This is a genomic window from Flavobacterium sp. HSC-32F16, assembly GCF_024171645.1.
Lineage (GTDB): Bacteria > Bacteroidota > Bacteroidia > Flavobacteriales > Flavobacteriaceae > Flavobacterium.
Genome location: NZ_JALKAC010000004.1, coordinates 1 through 25,077, shown reverse-complemented (window position 1 = coordinate 25,077; position 25,077 = coordinate 1). Strand labels below are relative to the sequence as shown.

The window sequence follows — 25,077 nt, the reverse complement described above, 5'->3', positions numbered from 1 at the left end:
CGTGAATATACATGAGAAATATATTAAACGATGCATTGAACTTGCCAAAAATGGCTTTGGAACCACATACCCAAATCCCATGGTAGGAAGCGTTATTGTTTATGAAGACACCATTATTGGCGAGGGCTGGCACAAAAAATCCGGCGAACCTCACGCCGAAGTAAATGCGGTTAGATCTGTAAAAGATAAATCGTTATTAAAAAAAGCTACTATTTACGTTAGTTTAGAACCTTGTTCTCATTTTGGAAAAACCCCTCCCTGCTGTGATTTAATTATTGCAAATGAGATCCCAAATGTTGTGGTAGGAACGGTTGATCCAAACGAAAAAGTGGCAGGAAACGGAATTAAAAAACTGGTTGAAGCCGGAGCAAATGTTGTAGTTGGCATTTTAGAAGAAGAATGTAACGAGCTCAACAAACGCTTTTTTACTTTCCACCAAAAAAAACGACCTTATATTATTCTAAAATGGGCAGAAAGTCTGGACGGATTTTTAGCTCCTGAAAAAGAAACTGATCAGGAAAGAAAACCGGTTTGGATTACCAATCAATATTCCCGCCAATTGGTTCATAAATGGAGAAGCGAAGAACAAGCTATTTTAACAGGAACACAAACGGTTATTGATGACAATCCGAAATTAAATGTTCGTGATTGGTCAGGAAATAATCCGGTACGGGTAATTTTAGATCAAAACAATAGAATATCAAAAGACAGTTTTGTTTTTGATGACAGTGTTAAAACGATAGTTTTTTCTAAATCTGAAAACAATATTTCGACAGAAAAAACGATTTTTGAAAAGATTGATTTTGATGAAAATCTTATCGAAAATATTTTATCGGTTTTATATCAGCATCAAATTCAATCTATAATTATTGAAGGAGGAAGACAAACTTTACAATCTTTTATAGATAAAAATATTTGGGACGAAGCCCGAATTTTTGTTGGAAAGAACACTTATGAAAAAGGAACGAAAGCACCGGAACTTCAAAAGAAAAATGCTGTTAAAACCTATATTGAAAACGACGAATTAATATACGTAAGAAATCATGATTGATACTATAATTTTTGACTTTGGAGATATTTTTATCAATTTAAACAAGCAAGGAACAATTTCGGGTTTACAAAAATTAGGCTTGAAAGAATGGAATTCTGATTTGGATCGTTTGAATTTATTATTTGAAACCGGAGATATTTCATACGATAATTTTGTGGATGGATTTCAAAAACAACTTCCAAATGCTTCAGTAGAAGAAATTCTAAAAGCCTGGAATGCCGTTTTAGCAGATTTCCCTTCTTATCGATTAGATTTCCTAAAAGAGCTTTCAAAAAAATACCGCTTGTTTTTATTAAGCAATACCGATTCTATTCATATTGGCACTTTCGAAAAAACGGTTGGCGTACCTTTTTATACTGATTTCTATAATTGCTTTGAGAAAGTGCATTTCTCTTTTGAAATTGGAAAGAGAAAACCGAATGCTAGTTCTTATCAACATTTAATTGACGAACATAATTTAGTTCCGGAACAGACTTTATTTGTTGATGACAAAAAAGAAAACACAGATGCAGCAGCAGCTTTAGGCTTACATGTTTGGAATTTACAAGTTGGCAAGGAAGATGTTGTTAACTTGTTTGACAAAAACATACTATAATATATTTAGCCACAGATTAAAAGGATTCACACAGATTATTTACAACAGTTAAAAAAATCCTTTTAATCCCTTTAATCTGTGGCAAAAAAAACAATTTAGAATTTTAGATTTGGAATATAACGATACGTATCAAACCATTGCCAGAGAATCTGAAGAAGTGCTTTTTAAAGAAAAAGGAAGTAAATTCTTTGGCTATGCTTTTCCTATAGAAAATGAAGAAGAAGTAAAACCTATTATTGAGGATTTACGAAAACTTCATCCTCATGCCGTACATTATTGTTATGCTTATCAATTAGGAACAGCACCAAAGATTTCTTATCGGGCAAACGATGATGGAGAACCAAGTAATACTGCCGGAGCACCAATTTATGGGCAGATACAATCTTTTGGAGTCACCAACGTTCTCCTAGTAGTGGTTCGTATTTTTGGAGGCACAAAATTGGGTGTTGGCGGTTTGATTACTGCGTATCGAACAACGGCACAAATGACATTAGAAGTTTGTGAAATTATTGAAAAAACAATTGATGTTCATTTTTTAATTTCTTTTGATTACAAAAACATGAACAAAGTGATGCGTGTTATAAAAGAGAAAAAACTTGAAATAACTTCTCAGGAAATGGAAATGAATGAAGATTCAGGTCTTCCAATTGGGAAAATCATCACAAAAACACGAAAAAAAAATGCCGAAATTATATTCGACATTTTTGATTTAATGTTTGAAATTGACGTTAAAATTATATAATTTAGTATAAAAACGTATCCCGTTTTAACAATTACGTCAGCGTTTTAAACAATTCTAAAATATAATCCGGAGGCGCTGTCGGGCGGCCCGTTTTTAACGAAATAAATACTAAAATAAACACTGCCGTTGTTAATAACTCATTTGCTTCGTTATAAATTTCACAGTCAAATTCAATCTTAACAGATGACTGACTTTTGAATGTTGTATGAATTGTTAAAAGCTCATCATAACGAGCAGATTTTTTATAGTTGATCTGCATGGAAACAATTGGAAGGCCAATACCGCTTTCTTCCATGCTTTTATACGAAATCCCTTTGTTTCTAAGCCATTCCACGCGTCCGATTTCAAAATAAGGCACATAATTTCCATGATAAACGACTCCCATTTGGTCAGTTTCGGAGTAACGAACACGCACTTGCGTTTGATGATTTTTCATTATTAATGTATTAAAAAAAATTAAATTATTCAAGTCCTCTTACAACATTTTTTTATAAAATTAGATACCAAAATATTTTTTTTTACAGAAATTTGTTCACATATTTGTTATCCCGAAATAAGGAATAAAATCGCTCCTTTTTTTACAGGAGAATCTTTATTAATAATATAAAAATTTATTTGAATCTATGACTAAAACTGCTCAATCGGTATGGGAAAACTGTTTGTCTTTTATAAAGGACAATATTCAAGATCAAGCATACAAAACTTGGTTTGAACCAATCAAATCAGTTGAGCTAACCGATAACGCGTTATATATTCAAGTACCAAGTAAATTTTTCTACGAATGGCTCGAAGAGCATTACGTAAAATTATTAAAAGTTGCACTTACCAAAGAACTCGGAAAAAACGCAAAGTTACTCTATAAAATTAAAATGGAGAACACTTATGGAAATAAACAGCCGTTTACCGAGCAGCTGCCAAGTTCTAACAGAGTTCCAATGAAACCGCAAGAGGTTGACGCTCCGTTCAAAAACTTAAATCCTGAACTTAAGAATCCTTTTGTAATTCCTGGAATCAGAAATTTAAAAATTGAGTCTCAATTAAATCCTAATTACAGTTTTGATAATTTCCTTGAAGGAGATTCTAACCGTTTAGCTCGTTCTGCAGGTATGGCTGTTGCCAACAAACCTGGAGGAACTTCATTTAATCCGTTATTGATTTTTGGAGGAGTAGGTTTAGGAAAAACACACTTGGCACATGCTATTGGTGTTGAAGTAAAAGACAAATATCCTGAAAAAACGGTTTTATATATTTCTGCCGAGATTTTCACACAACAATATATTGATTCGGTTAAAAAGAACAATCGTAATGATTTCATTCACTTTTACCAATTAATTGACGTTTTGATTATTGATGATGTTCAGTTTTTATCTGGAAAATCAGGAACTCAGGACGTATTTTTCCACATTTTTAACTATTTGCACCAAAACGGAAAACAAGTAATTTTAACTTCTGATAAAGCCCCTGTTGATATGCAGGATATTGAACAGCGTTTATTATCTCGTTTTAAATGGGGATTATCTGCTGAGCTTCATCAGCCTGATTACGAAACCCGTATCTCGATTTTAAAAAATATTTTATATCGTGATGGTGTCGAAATGCCGGAAGACATTTTAGAATACGTTGCACGCAATATCAAATCTAACGTAAGAGAATTAGAAGGTGCTATTATCTCGTTAATCGCTCAGTCATCTTTCAATAAAAAGGAAGTTACAATTGAACTGGCTAAAAGCGTAGTTGAGAAATTTGTTAAAAACGTAAAGAGAGAAATCTCTATTGATTATATCCAAAAAATTGTTTCCGATTATTTCCAGCTGGATATTGAAACGCTTCAATCTAAAACAAGAAAGAGGCATGTTGTTCAGGCAAGACAATTGGCCATGTTTTTTGCAAAGAAATTTACCAAAGCTTCCTTGGCAAACATTGGTTCACAAATTGGAGACCGTGATCACGCAACTGTATTACACGCTTGTAAAACCGTTGATAATTTAGTTTCTACAGACAAACAGTTTAAGAAATTTGTAGAAGATATCAACAAAAAACTAACGCTATAACGCGAATCATGCCAGTAAAAGTTTTAATGGTTTGTTTGGGGAATATTTGCAGATCTCCTTTAGCTGAAGGAATTTTGGCTTCAAAATTACCTGCTGATAAATTTAGTGTAGATTCTGCCGGAACTGGTTCTTGGCATGTTGGTCATGCTCCAGACAAACGTTCTATTGCCGTCGCCCAAAAAAATGGCTTATGTATTGACGGGCAAAAAGGAAGACAATTTAAAGCTTCTGATTTTGAGGAATTTGATTATATCTACGTTATGGATAGTTCGAATTTACGAGATGTCCTACATCTAGCCAAAACTCCCGAACATAAAAACAAGGTTCATCTTATTTTAAACGAATTATTTCCAGACGAAAATGTAGATGTTCCGGACCCTTATTATGGAGCCGTTAACGGATTTGATAATGTATATCAAATGCTGGACGAAGTATCTGAAATTATCGCCCAAAAACTTATCAAAAAGCATTCATAATTTAATTTGTATTTTAGTTATTCGTAAATAATTAAAATACATTTTTGCTTTAAATCATAAAACATCACAAAAATGAAACTTCTAGGAAAACTTTATTTAATTCCAACCACAATGGGCGAAAGCGATCCAATGGATGTTTTACCACAAACAGTAAGAAGAACAATCGAACTTATCGACCACTATATTGTTGAAAACGACAAAACAGCCAGAAAATCTATAAAAGCAGTTTATCCTGAAAAAAAGCAGTCTGAATTGGTGCTTTTTACCCTAAACAAAAGAACAGAACCAAGCGAACATTTAGATTTCATAAAACCTTTATTAGAAGGAAAAAATATGGGATTGATGAGCGAAGCCGGATGTCCTGGTGTTGCTGATCCCGGCGCCGTGATTGTAAAACTGGCACACGAAAAAGGAATTCAGGTTGTGCCTTTAGTTGGACCTTCTTCTATCTTATTGGCTATGATGGCTTCTGGAATGAACGGTCAGAGTTTTACTTTTAATGGCTATTTACCAATTGACAAAGACGAGAAAAAATCGGCGTTGAGACATTTTGAGAAATTATCTCAGGATAAAAACCAATCGCAAATTTTTATTGAAACACCTTATAGAAACAATAAATTAGTTGAAGACATTTTACAAATCGTAAATCCGTCAACACATTTATGCATTGCGACAGATATTACGCTGCCAACAGAATTTATTAAAACCATGAAAATTTCAGATTGGAAAAAATTAAAAGTAGATTTACATAATCGACCGACGATTTTTATTATTCATAAAATGTAATTAATCCAAGAGAATGAAAAAGATTTTGATGCTAATTTTAATTTTGATCTGTTTCACACAATGTAATTCTTCCACAAAAACTAAAGTTTCAAAAGAAGATAAAACAGAACAGAAAATTGCTAAAGAAAATAACTTTGACGAGTCTCTTTCAGAAGTTAATAAATCTATTAATAATAATGAAGTTCAAATAAAAAAAGACACCACAATATACGATATTGATTCAATTGATGTAAAACCTGATTTTGAAGGAGGAATAGAGAGATTTCAGAAATTTATTCGATATAATTTCAAATATTACGAAGAAGAAATTCCGGTAAAAGGAATAGTTGAAGTAAATTTTATAGTAGAAAAAGACGGTACTTTGAGTACTATAAAAGTAACTAAAGACGTCGGTTATAACACAGGAAACGAAGCAATTCGTGTATTAAAAAAAGCCCCTAAATGGATTCCCGGAACTGATAATGACCGACTTGTCAGGGTACTTTATCACTTATCAATCCCTATGGATAATTCATATAATAATCAAGACTAAGCCTTTACATTCTATCAGACAACAGTTTCCTTCTAATTTTATTATAATGAGTAAACTTCCAAACGTAACTACAAGCATTTTCACGGTAATGTCAAAAATGGCAGCTGAATATAATGCAATAAATCTTTCGCAGGGATTTCCAAATTTCCCTGTTGACGAAAGATTGACAGATATTGTTGCGCGATTAGCGAAGGAAAATGTACATCAATATACACCAATGGCAGGTTATCCGCCATTGTTGAACAAAATTGCAAAACTGATTCATAGTTCTTATAACAGAACAATCAATCCTGATTTAGAACTTTTAGTTACTGCCGGAGCAACACAAGGAATTTTTACTTCAATTTTAGCTTTAGTAAAAGAAAATGATGAAGTAATTATTCTCGATCCAAGTTATGATTCGTACGAATCTCCGGTTTTACTTTGCAAAGCAAAACCTGTTCGTGTAGCACTAAATGACGATTACACGCCAAATTGGGAAACAATCGAAAAAGCATGTTCGGAGAAAAGCAGAATGATTATCATAAATAATCCGCATAATCCAACAGGAAAAATATTGACTGAAGCTGATTTTCTCCAGCTTGAAAAAATACTTTCAAAATACCCTGATATCATTATTTTATCCGATGAAGTTTACGAATATATTACGTTCGAAGAAAAACATATTTCGGCACATACCAAAAAAAATCTTTTAGATCGCTGTATTATGGTTTCGTCTTTTGGGAAATCATTTCATATAACAGGCTGGAAAATTGGTTACACAGTTGCGCCAGAACATTTAATGAAAGAAATTAAAAAAGTACATCAATTTTTAGTTTTCAGCGTAAATAGTATTTCACAAGCTGCGATCAGCGAATATTTAGATGTTGTTGACGTAAAATTACTTGGCAAATTCTATCAGGAAAAAAGAGATTATTTTCAGAAACTGCTTCAAAACAGCCGTTTTGAATTGAAACCCTGTGAAGGAACCTATTTTCAGGTGGCTTCTTATGCTAATATTTCAGATGAGGATGATGTCACTTTCTGTAAAAACCTAATCATCAATCACGGCGTTGCTGCGATTCCTATTTCAACTTTTTACTCTGATCATAAAGACCAGAAATTAATACGTTTTTGCTTTGCCAAAGACAATTTTACACTGGAATCTGCCGCAAAAAAAATATGTGCTATATAAAGTTTATTAAAATTTTATAACATTATTATGCGTGCATCCTATTATTTTAATTAATATTGTAAAAAAAGAAAAGTATGAGCTATACAGATAAAATGTTACGTGACGACGCTTTGAAAGGAAAAGTTATTGTAGTTACCGGCGGCGGAAGCGGTTTAGGAAAAGCAATGACCAAATATTTTTTAGAATTAGGCGCTCAGGTTGCGATTACTTCCAGAGACTTAGAAAAGCTGAAAACAACGGCAGCAGAACTGGAAAGTGAAACTGGCGGAAAATGTTTACCGCTTCAATGTGATGTTCGTCATTACGAAGAAGTAGAAAACATGCTTCAGGAAACTTTAAAAGCTTTTGGAAAAGTAGATGTTCTTTTAAACAATGCGGCAGGGAATTTTATTTCGCCGACTGAACGTTTATCTGCAAATGCATTCGATACCGTTATCGATATCGTACTTAAAGGTTCTAAAAACTGTACACTTGCTTTTGGAAAACACTGGATCGATACGAAACAAACATCGGCAACGATTTTAAACATTGTCACGACTTATGCCTGGACAGGTTCTGCTTATGTGGTGCCAAGTGCAACAGCAAAAGCGGGAGTTTTAGCCATGACAAGAAGTCTTGCTGTAGAATGGGCAAAATACGGAATTCGTTCTAATGCCATTGCTCCGGGACCATTCCCAACAAAAGGCGCATGGGACAGATTATTACCGGGAGATCTTTCTGAAAAGTTTGATATGGCTAAAAAAGTGCCTTTAAAACGTGTAGGAGATCATCAGGAATTGGCAAATTTAGCTGCTTATTTAGTGTCCGATTTCTCTGCTTATGTAAATGGAGATGTCATTACTATTGATGGAGGCGAATGGTTAAAAGGTGCCGGACAATTCAATTTATTAGAAGCAATTCCTGAAGAACTTTGGGATCAGCTTGAAATGATGATAAAAGCAAAAAAGAATAAATAATTACAAGTGCTTACTAAATTCAGAATATTTTTTAAAACTATACTGATTGCACGAAATCCCGAAGGTTTACTTTCGGGATTTTTTTTATCTTTTTCACTATATAAGTAATATAACTTCAGTTAAGTAACATTTTGTTTAAATATCTTCTAGCTTAAATTTACTTAAAGTACTTATATGGTTAAATAAATTAATATGTTTAGCAATTGAGTTAAATTATTATTTTTGCCAAACAAATATCAAACAAAAAAATTTATGCTCATTATTGGAATTGCAGGAGGAACTGGAAGCGGAAAAACAACAGTTGTACATCAAATCATGAATGAATTACCAGACACGGAAGTTGGTGTAATTTCTCAGGATTCGTATTATAAAGAAAACCATAACTTGTCTTTTGATGAGAGAGCATTAATCAATTTTGATCATCCCCGTGCTATTGATTTTGAGTTATTAGTAAGACATCTAAAAGCTTTAAAAGCAGGTGAAACTATCGATCAGCCGGTTTATTCATTTATTCAGCATAACAGAACTGACGATACTATTTCAACACATCCAAGAAAAGTAATGATTGTTGAAGGAATCTTAATTTTAACAAACCCTGAATTAAGAGAGCTTTTTGACATTAAAGTATACGTTCACGCTGATTCTGACGAAAGATTAATTCGTCGTTTAAAAAGAGATATTTCTGAACGCGGGCGTGATATTGACGAGGTCTTGAACCGTTACCAAACTACTTTAAAACCTATGCACGAGCAATTTATCGAACCAACAAAAGCATTTGCAGACATTATTATTCCAAACGATAAATACAATACTGTAGCAATTGATGTGGTTCGCGCCGTAATTAATCAGAGAATTTTATAATTTTTATCGTAAATTTAAACCTTAATAAGGAGCTATTTCCCGCTATCCGTTATAATCTTATGCCTCCCGATAGTTATCGGGACGGCAAAAAAGGATTTTCTCCTGTCCCGAGGTTCGGGATCAGGAATATCGGGACTAAAAAGACCAATCAAATTCAAAAAATAACTCAGTTATATGAAATTTAAAAATCCGTATAAAGACAAAAAATGGTTTAAACTCCTGGGCAATAAATACGTCTGGGTATTATTATTTTTTGTGATATGGATGTTATTTTTAGACAATTACTCCTATTTTGATCATCGTTTTTTAGACGGACAGATCAATGAGTTAAAAGACAATAAAAAATACTATCAGGACGAAATAAAAAAAGATCAGGAGCAGATCAAACAACTTAAAAATCCTGAACAAATAGAAAAATATGCTCGCGAAAAGTACTTTATGAAAAAAGACAGCGAAGATATTTACATCATTCATTTTGAAGGAGACACTATTCAGGAAAAAGAATAACCAGAAAAAACACCCAATGGCCACTACCCTATTCGAAGATTTTAATCCGATTTCATCCAAACAATGGAAACAAAAAATTCAGTTTGAATTGGATGGAGCCGACTATAACCAAACCGTAATTTGGAATTCTCCAGAAGATATTCAGGTAAAACCTTTTTATCACAGTGACGAATTCACCAAATCTGCTTCTGTACAAACTCAGGCTTCAGAATTTAAAATCTGTCAGAACATATTTGTACATGATGTTGAAAAATCTATTAATAGAGCCATAAATACTATTGAAAGAGGTGCAGAAAGTTTGCGTTTTACGATTCAAAACGAAAATACCGACGTTCAAAAATTATTAGAAGATCTTCCTTTAGAAGGAAGAACAATTTACTTTCATTTAAGTTTTCTCTCAATCGATTTCGTAAAAAAACTGGATACTGTTGCAAGCCAGAAAAAAGCGGTTTTTTACTGTAATTTAGACCCAATTGGGCAATTGGCAAGAGACGGAAACTGGTTTACAACATCAGACAAAAATAATTTTGAAACACTGGACAAAATTTCAAACCAGACCAATTTTTCTCTTTTAAGTGTAGATTTGGGTTTGTATCAAAATTCCGGAGCGAATATTACACAGCAAATTGCCTACAGTTTAGCACATGCCAATGAATATTTAAACCGTTTTCCTGCTTTATCAAAACCACTTGTTTTTCAAATATCTGTTGGAACCAATTACTTTTTTGAAATTGCAAAACTTCGTGCTTTACGAATGCTTTTCAAATTAATTGCTGCAGAATACAATCCTGATATAGATTGCCATTTTTTGGTTACGCCAACCAAACGAAATAAGACCATTTACGATTATAACGTTAATATGCTGAGAACTACAACTGAATGTATGTCGGCAATTTTGGGCGGTGCAGATGCTGTTGCCAATTTACCTTATGATTCGTTATATCACAAAGACAATGAATTTGGAGATAGAATTGCCCGAAATCAGCTTTTGGTTTTAAAACATGAAAGTTATTTTGACAAAGTAGATAATCCCGCCGATGGAAGTTATTATATCGAAAGTTTGACGATGCAATTGGCAGAAAAGAGTTTAAACTTATTTAAAGATATTGAAGCTGACGGAGGTTTTCTGAAACTTTTGAACGACGGAACGATCAAAAAGAAAATTCAGGAAAGCGCCAACAAAGAACAGGAATTATTCGATTCTAAAAAAGAAGTTTTATTAGGCACTAATAAATATCCTAACAAAGAAGACAGAATGAAACATGATTTAGAATTGTTTCCTTTTGTAAAAATCAAACCTAGAAAAACATTAATTACACCAATCATTGAAAAGCGTTTGGCCGAGAAACTTGAACAGGAGCGTTTAAAAACCGAAGAATGATATGAAAAAAATTGCCATACTTATTTTGCTTGTGAGCTCACAAGTAATGCTTGCCCAAGCTAAAATTTACACTGAGGAAGAAGTTAATGACAATCCGGTTTTCCCAGGCGGATGGAACGAATGGGTTGATTTTGTTCAAAAAAACATGCAATGGACACCAGAAAGAAAAGGAGCCCAACACATCCAAGTGGAGTTTACAGTACAAAAAAATGGTGCAATTACCGATATTAAGATAATAAATCCAAAACCAACTGTAAACGAAAAAGAGGCATTACGCGTTATGGCATTAAGCCCGAAATGGTCTCCGGCAACCTTGGCAGGAAAAGCTGTTCCGTGTCGTCTGAAGAGAGGCATGTACAATCCTTGGGCTGATGAAGACGGTGGTATAAGTGCGCTTACTGTAGATGAACCAAGTCCTACGACTACAATAATTCCTGACGATGACAATTTGATTTACAATACGGCTGGTATAGAAGTAAAACCTAACTTCCCGGGAGGATTGGAAAAATTCTATCAGTTTTTCAACAACAACTTCCAAATACCTGATGAAGAAGGTTTAAAAGGAAAGATTTACGCAACTTTCGTCGTAGAGAAAGATGGCACCTTATCGGAAATAAAGATTCTTCGTGACATTGGGTACGGAACAGGAAAGGAATGTATTCGTGTGCTTAAGCTTTCACCTAAATGGATTCCAGGAAAACAAAATGGAAAAATAGTACGGGTACTGTATTCAATGCCATTTCCAATATCTGAAATTAAAACTGAGCCTGTAAAAAAATAATTATGTCGAGAAAAAACATTCAGCATATTAAGATAGATAAGCCAGAAAAAAGAGAAAATAAGCAAGAAACTAATAGCTTCCTCACTGCTGAAGGAATTGCTATAAAGCAATCATATTCTGAAAAGGATATAGAAGACTTAGAGTTTCTGGATTTCGGAGCTGGCTTTACGCCCAATTTGCGCGGGCCTTACGCTACGATGTACGTTCGTCGTCCGTGGACGATTCGCCAGTACGCCGGATTTTCGACTGCAGAAGAAAGTAATGCTTTTTATAGAAGAAATCTTGCTGCAGGTCAAAAAGGACTTTCCATAGCTTTTGATTTGCCTACGCATCGCGGTTACGATTCAGATCATGAAAGAGTGGTTGGCGATGTTGGAAAAGCCGGAGTTGCCATCGATTCTGTAGAAGATATGAAAGTATTGTTTGATCAGATTCCACTTGATGAAATGTCGGTTTCCATGACTATGAATGGGGCAGTTTTACCCATTATGGCATTTTATATTGTCGCTGCCGAAGAACAGGGTGTTGAATTGAACAAACTTTCAGGAACGATTCAAAATGACATTTTGAAAGAATTCATGGTACGTAATACATATATATATCCACCGGCGCCTTCGATGAAAATCATTGCTGATATATTTGAATTTACAAGCAAAAAAATGCCAAAATTCAATTCTATCTCTATTTCAGGATATCATATGCAGGAAGCCGGAGCAACGGCTGATATTGAATTAGCTTATACTTTAGCAGATGGATTAGAATATATCCGAACCGGATTATCTACGGGAATGACGATTGATGAATTTGCTCCGCGCCTTTCTTTCTTTTGGGCAATTGGAATGAATCATTTTATGGAAATTGCAAAAATGAGAGCAGGCCGAATGATTTGGGCAAAGCTGATTCAGCAATTTAGCCCAAAAAGCGATAAATCATTAGCATTAAGAACACACTGTCAAACCAGCGGCTGGAGTTTAACAGAACAAGATCCGTTTAACAATGTAGCCAGAACTTGTATTGAAGCTACTGCAGCGGCCTTTGGCGGAACGCAGTCTTTGCACACTAATGCTCTTGATGAAGCCATTGCTTTACCAACAGACTTTTCGGCCAGAATTGCACGTAATACGCAGATTTATTTACAGGAAGAAACTAAAATCACTAAAACCGTTGACCCTTGGGGAGGCAGTTATTATATAGAATCGTTAACAAATGAGATTTTAGATAAAACCTGGAAGTTAATTGAAGAAGTGGAAGAATTGGGCGGTATGACAAAAGCAATTGAAGCCGGAATTCCGAAACTTCGAATTGAAGAAGCCGCAGCAAGAAAGCAAGCTAGAATTGACAGCGGACAGGATATAATTGTGGGTGTCAATAAATTTAGGTTAGAAAAAGAAGATCCGCTGCATATTTTGGATGTTGACAACCAAATGGTTCGTAAGCAGCAAATAGAGCGGCTTGAAGATATTAAAGCAAAAAGAGATACTGATAAAGTAAATCGATCACTGGATAAATTAATTCATTGTGCTAAAACCGGAGAAGGAAACTTATTAGAAATCGCCATTGAAGCAGCCAGAAACAGAGCTACTTTAGGTGAAATAAGCGATGCTTTAGAAAGTGTTTTCGGAAGATTTAAAGCACAAATAAAATCCTTTAGCGGTGTGTATAGTGCAGCAATAAAAAATGACGAAAATTTTGAAAAAGCAAAACAATTAGCTGATGCTTTTGCAAAACAAGAAGGAAGACGTCCAAGAATTATGATTGCCAAAATGGGGCAAGATGGCCATGATCGCGGCGCAAAAGTGGTAGCAACCGGTTATGCAGATGTTGGTTTTGATGTAGATATAGGACCGCTATTTCAAACTCCGGCCGAAGCGGCAAAACAAGCGGTAGAAAACGATGTTCACATTTTAGGTGTTTCATCTCTTGCTGCCGGTCATAAAACATTAGTTCCGCAAGTAATTGAAGAACTTAAAAAACATGATCGTGAAGATATAATGGTGATTGTGGGCGGCGTAATTCCTGCGCAGGACTATCAATTTTTATTTGATGCAGGTGCTGCTGCTATATTTGGGCCCGGAACTAAAATAAGCGAAGCAGCTATTAAAATTTTAGAAATATTAATTGACTAGAAGAATTCAAAAAAAATCCCGAATTAATTCGGGATTTTTTTTTTACTTGTTTAATTGGTTATTACAGCATTATTATCCGCTTCAATAAAAGAGAGATCATAACCTCCGAAATCACGCATATAACTTTTTAATGAAGTACCAAAAGCATCTTTAAAATGCCTGTTCCCATTATGTTTAAAAAAGTTTTTTACTGATCCGGCTCCTCCTAAATGTGCTGCCGCTAAAATACCAGATTCTGTAATTTGGATGCCGTTAATAACTTTTCCTTCATACTTTTTGATTTCCCTGCGTAAAATCCATTTGTTTTTGGATAATAGTGCAACAAAAGCTTTTTCCTGTAAGGCAGGATCTTTTAAAAAGGCTTCTTCATTTTTGACACCGATGGCGCGCAAGGCTTTTGAACCAAATTGATATTTTCCCATATAGCCCAGTGAATTTACCAATCGGTATTTCCCTTGAGACTCTTTAAAAGCTACTGCTTCTTTAAAACCGATTAAATGATTTCCGGTGTATGGGATGTTTAGATTTACTTTAGGATAATCATCCTTTTCTAAAGATGGAAAAATGTATTCTGATCCATCTGTTTTTTCTGTTAGAAACCACGGTTTGGTTTCGACACTAAAGGGTTTAAAACCCAAACTCAAAAATGTAATAATAACGATTAAACTCGCATAAAAATACCACTTCTTTATCATAAATTGTTTTTCTTCAAAACGCTGTCACCCTTTTGAAATTTCTACGATGCAAAGATACGGAATACAAAACAATACTGTTAATCAGCTATTTACATGTTTTTAAAAATTCTAAAATCTTGCTTAACCCGCTAATAATGCACTTTTCGAAGCTTTATCCAAAATTGAAATTAAGATTAAAAATGCCAATATTAAATTTTCAAAAATGGGCATTTTTATCAAATATTTATCAAATTTGTTAAAATAGAAAGATAAAACCTACGATATTTAATTATTTTTTATTGAAACTATATTTTAACTTACAGGAATTCTATTTTTATTAACAGGTAAAAACCTATTTTTAAGATCAAATTTCACATTATTGATTAAAAAACCTTCTCTAAAAATCATTTTTGAATTGTTTTCAACTTCATTTTACCTAAAAATAACAGTAAGATAAAGCGAGGATGAATAAATTTTTCAGGGATAATAAAATTTAAAAGCGAAAAATTGTCCTCTTAATTTTTACAATTGCATAAAAAAACCGAAGCTTTGCAGCTTCGGTCATATTTTATTTAAAGTAGAAGAAATCTATTTTTTATCTTGTCACACCCTGGCTGGCAATCCAGTCCGAGTATTTTTTTGCGTTTTTTGTATGATCGGCATAATTTGAAGCAAATTCATGATAACCAAAACGCTCTACGCTTGCACAAAAATAAATATAATCGTTTTTTTCCGGATTTAAAACTGCTTCAAGTGCTGTAATATCAGCCATCGCAATTGGTCCGGGAGGAAGACCTATATTTATATAAGTATTATATGGAGATTTCATAACCAGATCATTATAGAAAACTCTTTTTATAACCTGATCAAAATCATTGTCTCTCAATTTTAAAGCATAAATTACAGTTGGGTCGGCTTGTAAAGGCATTTCTAAACGAAGACGGTTTAAATAAACTCCTGCAATACGAGGTCTTTCGTCTTTTTTAACTGACTCTTTGTGAACAATTGATGCTAAAATAGAAACCTGCACCGGAGTTAAACCTTGTTTTTTTGCTTGTTCGATTCTTTCAGGAGTCCAAAACTTATGATATTCCTTGATCATTTTATCACGGAATTTTTCTGCTGATGTGTTCCAGTATACTTCATAAGTATTTGGGATAAACATAGCAAAAACGTTTTCTTCATTAAATCCATTTTCTGATAAAAATGCCGGATCTCTAAAAGCTTTTAATAAAGACAAACTGTCGGCTTCAATTTCTGAACCTACTCTTCCTGCAAAATTTTCTAAACGTTCCTGGTTGTTAAAAGCTAATTTAACCGGAACATTAGAACGCATGGCACGAACTAAATCAATATTATTCATATCTTTTTTAAGAAGGAAACGTCCTGATTTTACATTTTCAGGATAATTTCTTTTGCTGGCAACCAATTCAAAATTGTCAAAATTCTTGATATATGGGGCTAATATTTCTTTTACATCGCTGTAATTCGCTCCGGTTGGAACGTGAACGTAAACTTCTTTTTCTTCAAATTTGGTGTTGGCGCTAAAAATTTGGCTGATCAAAATAAAACCGTAAATCAGCAGGACAGAAATTACGGCTACAGCAGTTATGGTAATGATTTTTTTTAATTTCAAAGCTATAAGTTTAAATGTTTTTATTGATTAACTGAAAAATTGCTTCATCGTGATATTGGTTATTCAGCAAAACCCAGTCTTTTTTAATTCCTATTTTCTCGAAACCAAATTTAGTAAAAAGAGCTATACTTGCTTCATTTTTTGTACTAATATTTGCATAAAGCTGATGCAGATTTAAATTAAAAAAAGAATAATCAATTAGAAGCTCTAATGCCTCAGAACCAATATTCTGTCTTCTGTTTTCATCTTTCTGAATAACGATGCCAACTCCTGCCCTGCTGTTTTTTGGGTCGAAATCAAATAAATCAATCAAGCCAATTGCAGGAAAATCTTCATCCTGACAAATTGCCAGACGTAATTGCTTGGCTTCATAAATATCCTGCTGTGCATTTTCAAGATATTGGCGAACTAAAAAACGACTATAAGGAGTATTGGTGTTACTAACTTCCCAAATACTCTGGTCATTTTCCATCGCATATACAAACTCTAAATCATTAGGTTCAAGTGCACGCAGATAAATAGTATTGCCTTTGAGTGTGATCATTTGCAATTTTATATTTTAGATTGTTGATTTTCGGACTTGTCTTTGACTTCGCTCAGATTTACATCATTAATTATATCTCTATTGTTCCTTTGAAAACAAATTTTGCAGGTCCAGTTAAGAACACATTTGTAAAATGATCTCCTAATTTATCAAAAGAAACTACTAATTTTCCCCCTTCAACATTTAAGTTAATTGAAGTTTTATCTGTTTCTCCAATTGCGTTCATTGCGATTGCTACGGCAGTTGCTCCGGTTCCGCAAGCTAGAGTTTCATCTTCAACACCTCTTTCGTAAGTACGAAGAGAGAAAGTATCATCATCAACTTTTTTTACAAAATTAATGTTGCTTCCTTTCTCACCATATAATTCACCGTAACGAATGGCCGCTCCGTTTTCTTTTACATTATAATGTTCTAAATCATCAACAATTTGTACGTGATGCGGCGATCCGGTATTTAAAAAAGTATATGAATTGTTTTTTTGTACTTCATCAACATCAATCATTTGCAGGGAAACAATGGCGTCATTTCCCACTGATGCGTGATGCAATCCATCTGTAGCAACAAAAGTCGTTTTGTCATCAATAACTCCTAATTGATTTGCAAAAGCTACCAGACAACGACCGCCGTTTCCGCACATCGAACTTTGATTTCCGTCTGAATTATAGTAAACCATTCTAAAGTCTGTTTCAGAATCATTTTCTAAGAGAATTAAACCATCAGCTCCTATTCCGAAACGTCTGTCGCACAAGCGTTCAATTAATTTTACATCTTCTTTTGGGAAGAAATTAAATCTGTTATCGATCATCACAAAATCGTTACCTGTACCTTGATATTTATAAAATTCTACTTGCATTTTTTTTGTCATTAAGAAGTACAAAAGTACGAAGAAACTACGAAGATTAATTAATGAAATGTTAATCAGTGTTAAAGAGAGTTAAACCATTTTACCAAATAATTTTTTGGTATAATTTTACGTTATAAATGTTAAAAACAAATACCTAAAATAACTTAAAAAACATAAACTGTAACATGAAAAAATTTTCAACCTTATTTTTAGTTTCACTACTAAGCGGTGCTACTACGCTTGGTGCTTACAAGTTATTATTTGACGGCAATGCTTCTTTTTTTGGAAAAGGGAATTCTGCCGTAACACTTGCTTCTAATTCTTATGGAAGAACGGTTGGATTACCTGGAGAAGCTGTTGATTTTACTGAAGCAGCAGACAAAACAATTCACACGGTTGTTCACGTAAAAAATGTTTCCAGAAGAACGGTTAGTAACCCTATGATGGAATTTTTCTACGGATATGGCGGACAACAGCAACAAGAACAGGTAGGAACGGGATCTGGTGTTATTATTTCTGAAGACGGATATATCGTAACAAACAATCACGTGATTAAAGATGCATCTGAAATTGAAATAACCTTAAATAATAAAAAATCATACAAAGCAAAACTGATAGGAACAGATTCAAAAATGGACATCGCCTTATTAAAAATTAATGCTGATGAAAAATTACCTTATACAGCTTTTGCAAATTCAGATGGCGTAAAAGTCGGCGAGTGGGTGTTAGCAGTTGGAAATCCGTATAACTTGACTTCAACTGTTACTGCCGGAATTGTTTCGGCGAAAGCCAGAAATTTAGATCAAAGCGGTATACAGTCATTTATTCAAACTGATGCTGCTGTAAATCCAGGGAATTCTGGTGGTGCATTAGTAAATACAAGAGGGGAATTAATTGGAATTAACACTATGATTTCGTCTATGACAGGATCATATGTTGGATATTCTTTTGCTGTTCCGTCGAATATCGCTAGAAAAATTATTGAGGATATTATGGAATATGGAAACGTACAAAGAGGAATTCTGGGCGTTGAAGGTGGTGAATTAAATAGTTCTGCTTCGAAAGAATTGGGAATTACAGAAACGCAAGGTTTCTATATTAGCAAAGTTTCTAAAAATTCTGGTGCCGAAAAAGCAGGTCTAACAAAGGGTGATATTATTGTAAAACTAGATGAACAAAATATTTCGACTTTTGCCGATCTTTCAGGCTACATTAATACAAAACGTCCAAATGATGTTATAAAAGTAACCTATATCAAAGATGGAAAAACGAAAACAGTTCCGGTTACTTTAAGTAAAAATGAATTCTTCAGTACTGAATTTAAAGGAATTGAATTAGAAAACATTGATGCTGCTGATAAAAAGAAATTCAGAATTGATTATGGTGTAAAAATTAAAAACATCACAAATGAAAACTTAATGCAGTATCAAAATGAATTACAAGGAAATATCATTTTGAGTATTGATAACGTAAAAGCTACAAACGTTGAAACAGTTTCTAAACTTTTGAATAAAAAAGATGAAGGACAAAGCGTTCGTATCGAAATGATCAATAAAAACGGAGAGATATTTAGAATTATTATTTAGTCTCCGTTTAAGTCACAGTATTGAGTTCTTCGAAACTGTAAGCTGTGACTGAGACTGAAAACTCAAAAAAGTCATCTTTAATAAATTTAAAGATGGCTTTTTCTTTTACAAAAATAAATGCCAAAATAGTTTACGAAATCGATTGAAATAGATACTTTTGCGCCAAATTATAAAATAAGTGAGTGTTTTATTATTTCAATTTATCAATTATGAGCAAAAAAAATTTATACCAAAAAGAGGTATCATTACAGGTCGACCGAAGAAGAGCTGGTGTCGAATTAATTAAAGTGATAAGTGATTTATGGTATGACAAATCCATTGAAATGGTTTTATTTAAAAATCAATTACTGGATAAAAATGTCAGCGACATTATCAATCTTCATCAATATGCCGGAGAATTTGTAGGTAAACCCATTACCATTTTCGATTCGGTAGAAATTGCAAAAGTTGTTTTATCATTAGATCTTCCGCCTTCAAAAATAGATCTGGGTAAATTAACTTATGAATACCGTTTAGAAGATGAGAAATATCCGGACGCAAGATATTTTGTTATCGAAAAATTAAAAAAGGCGAAATCTTCAAAAGAAATTCAGCCCAAAGATGTTGTATTGTATGGTTTTGGAAGAATTGGACGTTTACTAGCAAGGGAATTAATGTCTAAAACCGGAAAAGGAACTCAATTGCGTTTGAGGGCGATTGTAACCCGAGATAAAAATGACGCTGCAACTTTAGAGAAACGTGCTTCTTTATTACGTTATGATTCTATTCACGGAGATTTTCAAGGTTCTGTAATTGCTGATGCTAAAAACAATGCATTAATAATTAATGGAACTACAGTTCATATTATTTCAGCAAATTCTCCGGAAGAAATTGATTATACTGAATATGAAATTAATGACGCTTTAGTAATTGATAATACGGGAGCTTTTACAACCGAAGAAGCTTTAAAAAGACATTTAACATCAAATGGGGTTAATAAAGTTTTATTGACTGCTCCTGGAAAAGGTGTTCCGAATATTGTACACGGAGTTAACCATAATGATTATAATCCTGACGAAAATGACATTTTTTCTGCCGCTTCTTGCACTACAAATGCTATTACACCTGTTTTAAAAGTGATCGAAGAAACTTTGGGCGTTGTAAAAGGGCATTTGGAAACTATTCATGCTTATACAAACGACCAAAATTTGGTTGATAATATGCATAGAAAATACCGCCGGGGCAGAGCTGCTGCTTTAAATATGGTTATTACCGAAACCGGTGCTGGAAGTGCTGTTGCGAAAGCTTTACCATCTTTAGAAGGAAAATTAACTTCAAATGCTATCAGAGTTCCTGTTCCTAATGGTTCTTTGGTCGTTTTAAATTTAGAAGTTAAAAAAGCAACATCAATTGCCGCCGTCAATAAAATCATGAAAAAATATGCTCTGGAAGGAGAGTTGGTAGAACAGATAAAATATTCATTGAATAATGAATTGGTTTCATCTGATATTGTTGGAACTTCAGCTCCCTCAATATACGACAGCAATGCTACGATTGTTTCAAAAGACGGAAAAAATATTGTGCTTTACATTTGGTATGACAACGAATATGGCTATAGTCATCAAGTTATTCGTCTAGCAAAATATATTGCCAAAGTAAGACGTTATACTTATTATTAATTCACAACCAAACTAACCATTTCTTAAAACCATCAAGTTTTCTTGGTGGTTTTTGCTTTTACTAAATGGGCAGAACAGTAGTACTTTTTACTTCTGAAATAACAAAGACAGTATTTATAAGAGAAACTTCGGGCAACACAGACAATTTCTTTTGATGAAAATGATGATAGCTTTCCATATCAGGAATTATAATTTTAAGCATATAATCGAAATTTCCTGATACATAATTACACTCTACAACCTCAGGCAAATTTAAAATAGACTGGTTAAATCCTTCAGAAGTATCATAAGTTTGTTTGGTTAGCGTAACTTGACAATAAACGGTTAAGTTATTTCCAAGCTTTTTCTTGTCTAAAATCGTTACATATTTCTCTATAATTCCATCTTTTTCAAGTCGTTTTACCCGATCATGAACTGGAGTCAAAGACAAATTTATTTTGTTTGCAATGTCTTTTAAAGTGTAGTGCGCATCTTCCTGTAAAAGACGTAAGATTTTTTTGTCAATTTCATCTAAAGCCATAACGAAAACGTTTTATTAGATTAAGATTATTTAGTTTTTTTTTCTTTTTAAAGAATAAAAAACGAGTCAAAACAGAATAATTTTCTGTAAAAGTAAAAAATAAAATAATATTTTCTTATTTATTATTGTCGAAACCATAATTTATTCTCTCTCTGTAGCTTTGTAAAATAAATTCAACAAAAACAACAAAATATAACAAAATGATAATAGGAGTTCCAAAAGAAATAAAAAACAATGAGAATAGAGTTGCTTTAACTCCTGCTGGTGTTTCAGAAATGAAAAAGCATGGACATACAGTTTATGTTCAGACTGCTGCGGGTTTAGGAAGTGGTTTTGCTGATGATGAATATGCGCAAGCTGGTGCAGTAATTTTACCAACTATTGAAGAAGTTTATGCAATTGCAGAAATGATCATCAAAGTAAAAGAACCAATTGCATCTGAATATCCATTAATCAAAAAAGATCAATTGTTATTTACTTACTTTCACTTTGCATCTTCAGAAGAATTAACTCATGCAATGCTTGAAAAAGGTGCAGTTTGTTTAGCTTATGAAACTGTAGAAAAAACAGACCGCAGTTTACCATTATTAGTTCCAATGTCTGAAGTTGCAGGTCGTATGGCTATTCAACAAGGAGCAAAATATCTTGAAAAACCATTAAAAGGAAGAGGAATACTTTTAGGCGGTGTTCCAGGTGTTCCACCAGCAAAAGTTTTAGTTTTAGGTGGAGGAATCGTAGGAACTCAGGCGGCAAAAATGGCTGCAGGCTTAGGAGCTCAGGTAACTATTATGGATTTAAGTTTGCCACGTTTACGTCAATTAGATGACATTATGCCTGCAAATGTAAACACAGAAATGTCTAATCACTATAACATAACTAGAGCAATTAAAGATGCAGACCTAATTGTAGGAGCAGTTTTAATTCCAGGAGCAAAAGCACCTCATTTAATTACTCGTGATATGTTAAAATTAATGCGTCCGGGAACAGTTGTAGTTGATGTTGCAGTAGACCAAGGCGGATGTATTGAAACGTGTACTCCAACAACTCACGAAAACCCAACTTTTATTATTGACGATATTGTTCACTATTGTGTAGCGAATATGCCAGGCGCTGTTCCTTATACTTCTACTTTAGCTTTAACTAATGCTACCTTGCCTTATGCTGTACAATTAGCAAACAAAGGATGGGAAAAAGCTTGTGCAGAAAATGAAGAATTGAAAAAAGGTTTAAATGTTGCTAACGGAAAAATCCTTTACAAAGGAGTTGCTGAAGCATGGAATCTTCCTTTTAATGAAGAGTTAGTATTGGCAAACGCATAGGCCAATATTAAACAAGTGCTTACTAAGCAATATAGTAAAAGGCTTTTCATTTCTGAAAAGCCTTTTTTTTTGTACTTAAAAAACTGTCTTTAAGGACAGATTTAATTTTTATATAGAAATATTATTTCTTTTCATCTAAAACTTCTTGCAGTACTTTTGCTTCGGTTCCATTTGGGAAAGTAACTTTAATTTTCTGAGCAATTGTTGGAGCTATTTCCGTAATTGCTTTTTTATCGTAAGATTCTCCTTTTTTAATATGCCAGCCGTAAAAAATCGCCGGAACATGAGTATCATAACTATAAATAGTTCCATGAGATGTTCCTGTAGCCGTATATTCAATATCTCCTGGTTTGTCAATAATTACTAAATCACCATTTTGGATAACATCGTAACCTTTAGCAACAAAATTTAAAGAATAATCATTTCCTCCATTAGCCAGAATTTCTTCTTCAGTATAAACTCTTTTAACTTGTGGCTGAGAAATTAAAAACTCTTTAAAAGCTTGTTTAACTTTAGCTAGTTCCAAACCTTTATCTTTTATAATTTCTCTATTGAAAAAAACATTAAAATTTGAATAATTTAAAATTAAATCAGCTCCAAAAGTTTTTGTAGAGAAATCTTGTAAACTTTTTTTGACCTCTTTTGAAGGGTAATTATCTACATTGTATTTTCGGTCTTTTAAATAAATTACATTTTCAGCCCCAGCATGATCCGCAGTCAAAAACAACAAATAATTTCCTTTCCCAACCGTTTTATCTAAGTAAACTAAAAAGTCAGCTATAGTTTCATCTAATCTTAAATAAGTATCCTGAAGTTCCATTGATCTTGGTCCAAGTAAATGCCCAACATAATCTGTAGAAGAAAAACTAACGGTTAAAAAATCGGTAATGTTATCTTTTCCAAGTTCTTCTTTTTCAATAGCTCTTTTTGCAAATTCAGCTAAAAGATCATTTCCGTAAGGAGTTGCACGAATAATTCCAGCGTCATTTTTCTCATACATAGATTTTAAATCATATGGAAAAACCGGAGCAGCACTTCCATATAATTTACCTTCATAAGGATTATTATCGGGAAGACTTTCATTATAAACAAAAGCAGGTTTAGATAAGTCCCAGCCTTTATTAATATATTTTAAGTAATTTTTTTCGTTATTGAATTCAGATACCCATTCTGGTAATTTTTCACCGTAAAAAGTACTAGAAATAAACGATCCCGTTTTACTGTACCAAAAAGCCCAATTTGCAAAATGACCAGCCGGTAGAATGGCTCCACGATCTTTAAGGCTCATTCCAATAACTTTTCCATTAAAATTAGTAGCCATACGAACTTCATCCGTAATTGTAGTGCTTTGAAGATTTTTAGGAGACATTGCACCTTCTTCTACAGTACCATCACCAACCGTTTTTACTCCAGCATCATCTGTACAATACATTTCTTTGCCTAGAGTTCTGCTGAACCATTCGTTTCCAACAATTCCGTGTGTTGCAGGTGTTGTGCCCGTGTATATTGAAGCATGACCCGGTGCAGTATAAGTTGGCATATAATTGTAATGCATATTTTGGAAAACAAATCCATTATTCATTAATTTCTTAAAACCATTTGGAGAAAAATCATCAGAAAATCGATATAAATACTCCATTTTCATTTGATCCACCACTATACCTACAACTAATTTGGGACGTTGTTGCGCACTTAAATTTGTGATAACAAAAAGTGCCAACAGTAAAATAATTTTCTTCATGTGTAATAAATAATTAAAAGACAAAAATACTCATTCAAATTCTAAAATTCTAAAGTATCCATACAGAAGACAGACAATTGACTATAATTTAACAAAAATTGAACGGTGTATTTCCTAAGATTTGAAAATATTTAATACAGAAAAATTATTATGATGTTTCTCTACGGTTCGGGTTGTCCACTATATCTTGTTTAAAGAAAAACAAAGGATACCGCTCCCATACCTAACCCATTCAGGTTATAAACAGCTGAAGAATTTCAAATTTTAAAAATTTCAAACTGATTTAAAAACATTGTCTTATAAATCAAAGACGAATACAATTTGATGAGATTTTTTTTGACAACAACAGGTCAGTAAATTCAAAAATTAAAACCTATCCTGTTGTTTTGTTTACAGTGACGCAGTATAATGAAAGAATCTAAATCCAAAAATGATTAAAATCAAAAAAATCCCCATCAAATACATGATGAGGATTCTTCAAAAGAAAGGCGACGACATACTCTCCCACAATACTGCAGTACCATCTGCGCAGGCGG

24 protein-coding genes are annotated in these 25,077 nt (G+C 33.4%); 17 read left to right on the top strand and 7 right to left on the bottom strand.

Going from position 1 to position 25,077, the window contains the following annotated elements; translation table 11 throughout:
- Position 1: 1 nt before the first annotated feature.
- From ribD to L1276_RS13390, 3 genes are all read left to right on the top strand, one after another.
- Positions 2–1,051, top strand: coding sequence for a bifunctional diaminohydroxyphosphoribosylaminopyrimidine deaminase/5-amino-6-(5-phosphoribosylamino)uracil reductase RibD (gene ribD, locus L1276_RS13400; protein ID WP_253788584.1), 1,050 nt, complete (start codon positions 2–4; stop codon positions 1,049–1,051).
- Positions 1,044–1,646, top strand: coding sequence for an HAD family phosphatase (locus tag L1276_RS13395; protein WP_253788583.1), 603 nt, complete (start codon positions 1,044–1,046; stop codon positions 1,644–1,646). Before ribD ends, L1276_RS13395 begins: the two co-directional genes overlap by 8 nt.
- Positions 1,647–1,755: 109 nt before the next feature.
- Positions 1,756–2,388 carry a YigZ family protein gene (locus L1276_RS13390; RefSeq protein WP_253788581.1) on the top strand — a complete coding sequence of 211 codons (633 nt, stop codon included), beginning with the start codon at positions 1,756–1,758 and terminating at the stop codon, positions 2,386–2,388.
- A gap of 31 nt (positions 2,389–2,419) precedes the next feature.
- Here the strand turns inward: L1276_RS13390 and L1276_RS13385 are convergent, their stop codons facing one another.
- Complete coding sequence (locus tag L1276_RS13385) at positions 2,420–2,824, bottom strand: thioesterase family protein (protein WP_073417011.1); 405 nt, start codon at positions 2,822–2,824, stop codon at positions 2,420–2,422.
- Positions 2,825–3,011: 187 nt separating this feature from the next.
- Between L1276_RS13385 and dnaA the strand changes: the two genes are divergently transcribed.
- The 11 genes from dnaA (at position 3,012) to scpA (ending at position 14,019) form a co-directional block, all read left to right on the top strand.
- The gene (gene dnaA / locus L1276_RS13380) at positions 3,012–4,439 is read left to right on the top strand and encodes a chromosomal replication initiator protein DnaA (protein WP_091492283.1); all 1,428 of its coding nucleotides are present in this window, start codon (positions 3,012–3,014) and stop codon (positions 4,437–4,439) included.
- Positions 4,440–4,447: 8 nt separating this feature from the next.
- The gene (locus L1276_RS13375; RefSeq protein WP_253788579.1) at positions 4,448–4,915 is read left to right on the top strand and encodes a low molecular weight protein-tyrosine-phosphatase; all 468 of its coding nucleotides are present in this window, start codon (positions 4,448–4,450) and stop codon (positions 4,913–4,915) included.
- 72 nt (positions 4,916–4,987) lie between these two features.
- Positions 4,988–5,701, top strand: coding sequence for an SAM-dependent methyltransferase (locus L1276_RS13370; RefSeq protein WP_253788577.1), 714 nt, complete (start codon positions 4,988–4,990; stop codon positions 5,699–5,701).
- A 28-nt stretch (positions 5,702–5,729) separates the two neighbouring features.
- Positions 5,730–6,233, top strand: coding sequence for an energy transducer TonB (locus L1276_RS13365; protein ID WP_253788575.1), 504 nt, complete (start codon positions 5,730–5,732; stop codon positions 6,231–6,233).
- A gap of 46 nt (positions 6,234–6,279) precedes the next feature.
- Positions 6,280–7,407 (top strand): methionine aminotransferase, encoded by a 1,128-nt coding sequence (locus L1276_RS13360; protein WP_253788573.1) that lies wholly within the window; start codon positions 6,280–6,282, stop codon positions 7,405–7,407.
- A gap of 74 nt (positions 7,408–7,481) precedes the next feature.
- On the top strand, positions 7,482–8,363 hold the full coding sequence (locus L1276_RS13355) for an SDR family oxidoreductase (RefSeq protein WP_253788571.1): 882 nt from the start codon (positions 7,482–7,484) through the stop codon (positions 8,361–8,363).
- 252 nt (positions 8,364–8,615) lie between these two features.
- Positions 8,616–9,224: a uridine kinase gene (gene udk / locus L1276_RS13350; RefSeq protein WP_253788569.1), complete on the top strand. Its 609-nt coding sequence runs from the start codon at positions 8,616–8,618 to the stop codon at positions 9,222–9,224.
- Between the two features lie 174 nt (positions 9,225–9,398).
- A complete protein-coding gene (locus L1276_RS13345; protein ID WP_253788567.1) occupies positions 9,399–9,731 on the top strand; it encodes a septum formation initiator family protein in 333 nt (110 codons plus the stop codon).
- Positions 9,732–9,747: 16 nt separating this feature from the next.
- On the top strand, positions 9,748–11,112 hold the full coding sequence (locus L1276_RS13340) for a methylmalonyl-CoA mutase subunit beta (protein ID WP_253788565.1): 1,365 nt from the start codon (positions 9,748–9,750) through the stop codon (positions 11,110–11,112).
- A gap of 1 nt (position 11,113) precedes the next feature.
- Positions 11,114–11,893, top strand: a complete 780-nt coding sequence (locus tag L1276_RS13335; RefSeq protein ID WP_253788563.1) for an energy transducer TonB — start codon at positions 11,114–11,116, stop codon at positions 11,891–11,893.
- 2 nt (positions 11,894–11,895) lie between these two features.
- A complete protein-coding gene (scpA, locus tag L1276_RS13330) occupies positions 11,896–14,019 on the top strand; it encodes a methylmalonyl-CoA mutase (protein ID WP_253788560.1) in 2,124 nt (707 codons plus the stop codon).
- 50 nt (positions 14,020–14,069) lie between these two features.
- On the opposite strand, the gene L1276_RS13325 is transcribed toward scpA, so the two are convergent.
- From L1276_RS13325 to dapF, 4 genes are all read right to left on the bottom strand, one after another.
- A complete protein-coding gene (locus L1276_RS13325; RefSeq protein ID WP_253788558.1) occupies positions 14,070–14,714 on the bottom strand; it encodes a peptidoglycan-binding protein LysM in 645 nt (214 codons plus the stop codon).
- Positions 14,715–15,288: 574 nt separating this feature from the next.
- The gene (gene mltG, locus L1276_RS13320; protein ID WP_253788556.1) at positions 15,289–16,329 is read right to left on the bottom strand and encodes an endolytic transglycosylase MltG; all 1,041 of its coding nucleotides are present in this window, start codon (positions 16,327–16,329) and stop codon (positions 15,289–15,291) included.
- 10 nt (positions 16,330–16,339) lie between these two features.
- Positions 16,340–16,873, bottom strand: a complete 534-nt coding sequence (locus L1276_RS13315) for a GNAT family N-acetyltransferase (RefSeq protein WP_253788554.1) — start codon at positions 16,871–16,873, stop codon at positions 16,340–16,342.
- A 70-nt stretch (positions 16,874–16,943) separates the two neighbouring features.
- Entirely contained in the window at positions 16,944–17,726 is a 783-nt protein-coding gene (gene dapF / locus L1276_RS13310) for a diaminopimelate epimerase (RefSeq protein ID WP_253788552.1), read from the bottom strand.
- Between the two features lie 176 nt (positions 17,727–17,902).
- On the opposite strand from dapF, the gene L1276_RS13305 reads away from it, so the two are divergent.
- Complete coding sequence (locus L1276_RS13305; RefSeq protein WP_253788550.1) at positions 17,903–19,303, top strand: Do family serine endopeptidase; 1,401 nt, start codon at positions 17,903–17,905, stop codon at positions 19,301–19,303.
- A gap of 209 nt (positions 19,304–19,512) precedes the next feature.
- Positions 19,513–20,961 (top strand): glyceraldehyde-3-phosphate dehydrogenase, encoded by a 1,449-nt coding sequence (locus L1276_RS13300; RefSeq protein WP_253788548.1) that lies wholly within the window; start codon positions 19,513–19,515, stop codon positions 20,959–20,961.
- A 61-nt stretch (positions 20,962–21,022) separates the two neighbouring features.
- Here the strand turns inward: L1276_RS13300 and L1276_RS13295 are convergent, their stop codons facing one another.
- Positions 21,023–21,481, bottom strand: coding sequence for an Lrp/AsnC family transcriptional regulator (locus L1276_RS13295; RefSeq protein ID WP_053474073.1), 459 nt, complete (start codon positions 21,479–21,481; stop codon positions 21,023–21,025).
- Positions 21,482–21,681: 200 nt separating this feature from the next.
- On the opposite strand from L1276_RS13295, the gene ald reads away from it, so the two are divergent.
- The gene (gene ald, locus L1276_RS13290) at positions 21,682–22,800 is read left to right on the top strand and encodes an alanine dehydrogenase (RefSeq protein WP_253788546.1); all 1,119 of its coding nucleotides are present in this window, start codon (positions 21,682–21,684) and stop codon (positions 22,798–22,800) included.
- Between the two features lie 121 nt (positions 22,801–22,921).
- Here the strand turns inward: ald and pafA are convergent, their stop codons facing one another.
- On the bottom strand, positions 22,922–24,541 hold the full coding sequence (gene pafA / locus L1276_RS13285) for an alkaline phosphatase PafA (RefSeq protein ID WP_253788544.1): 1,620 nt from the start codon (positions 24,539–24,541) through the stop codon (positions 22,922–22,924).
- Positions 24,542–25,077 lie beyond the last annotated feature (536 nt).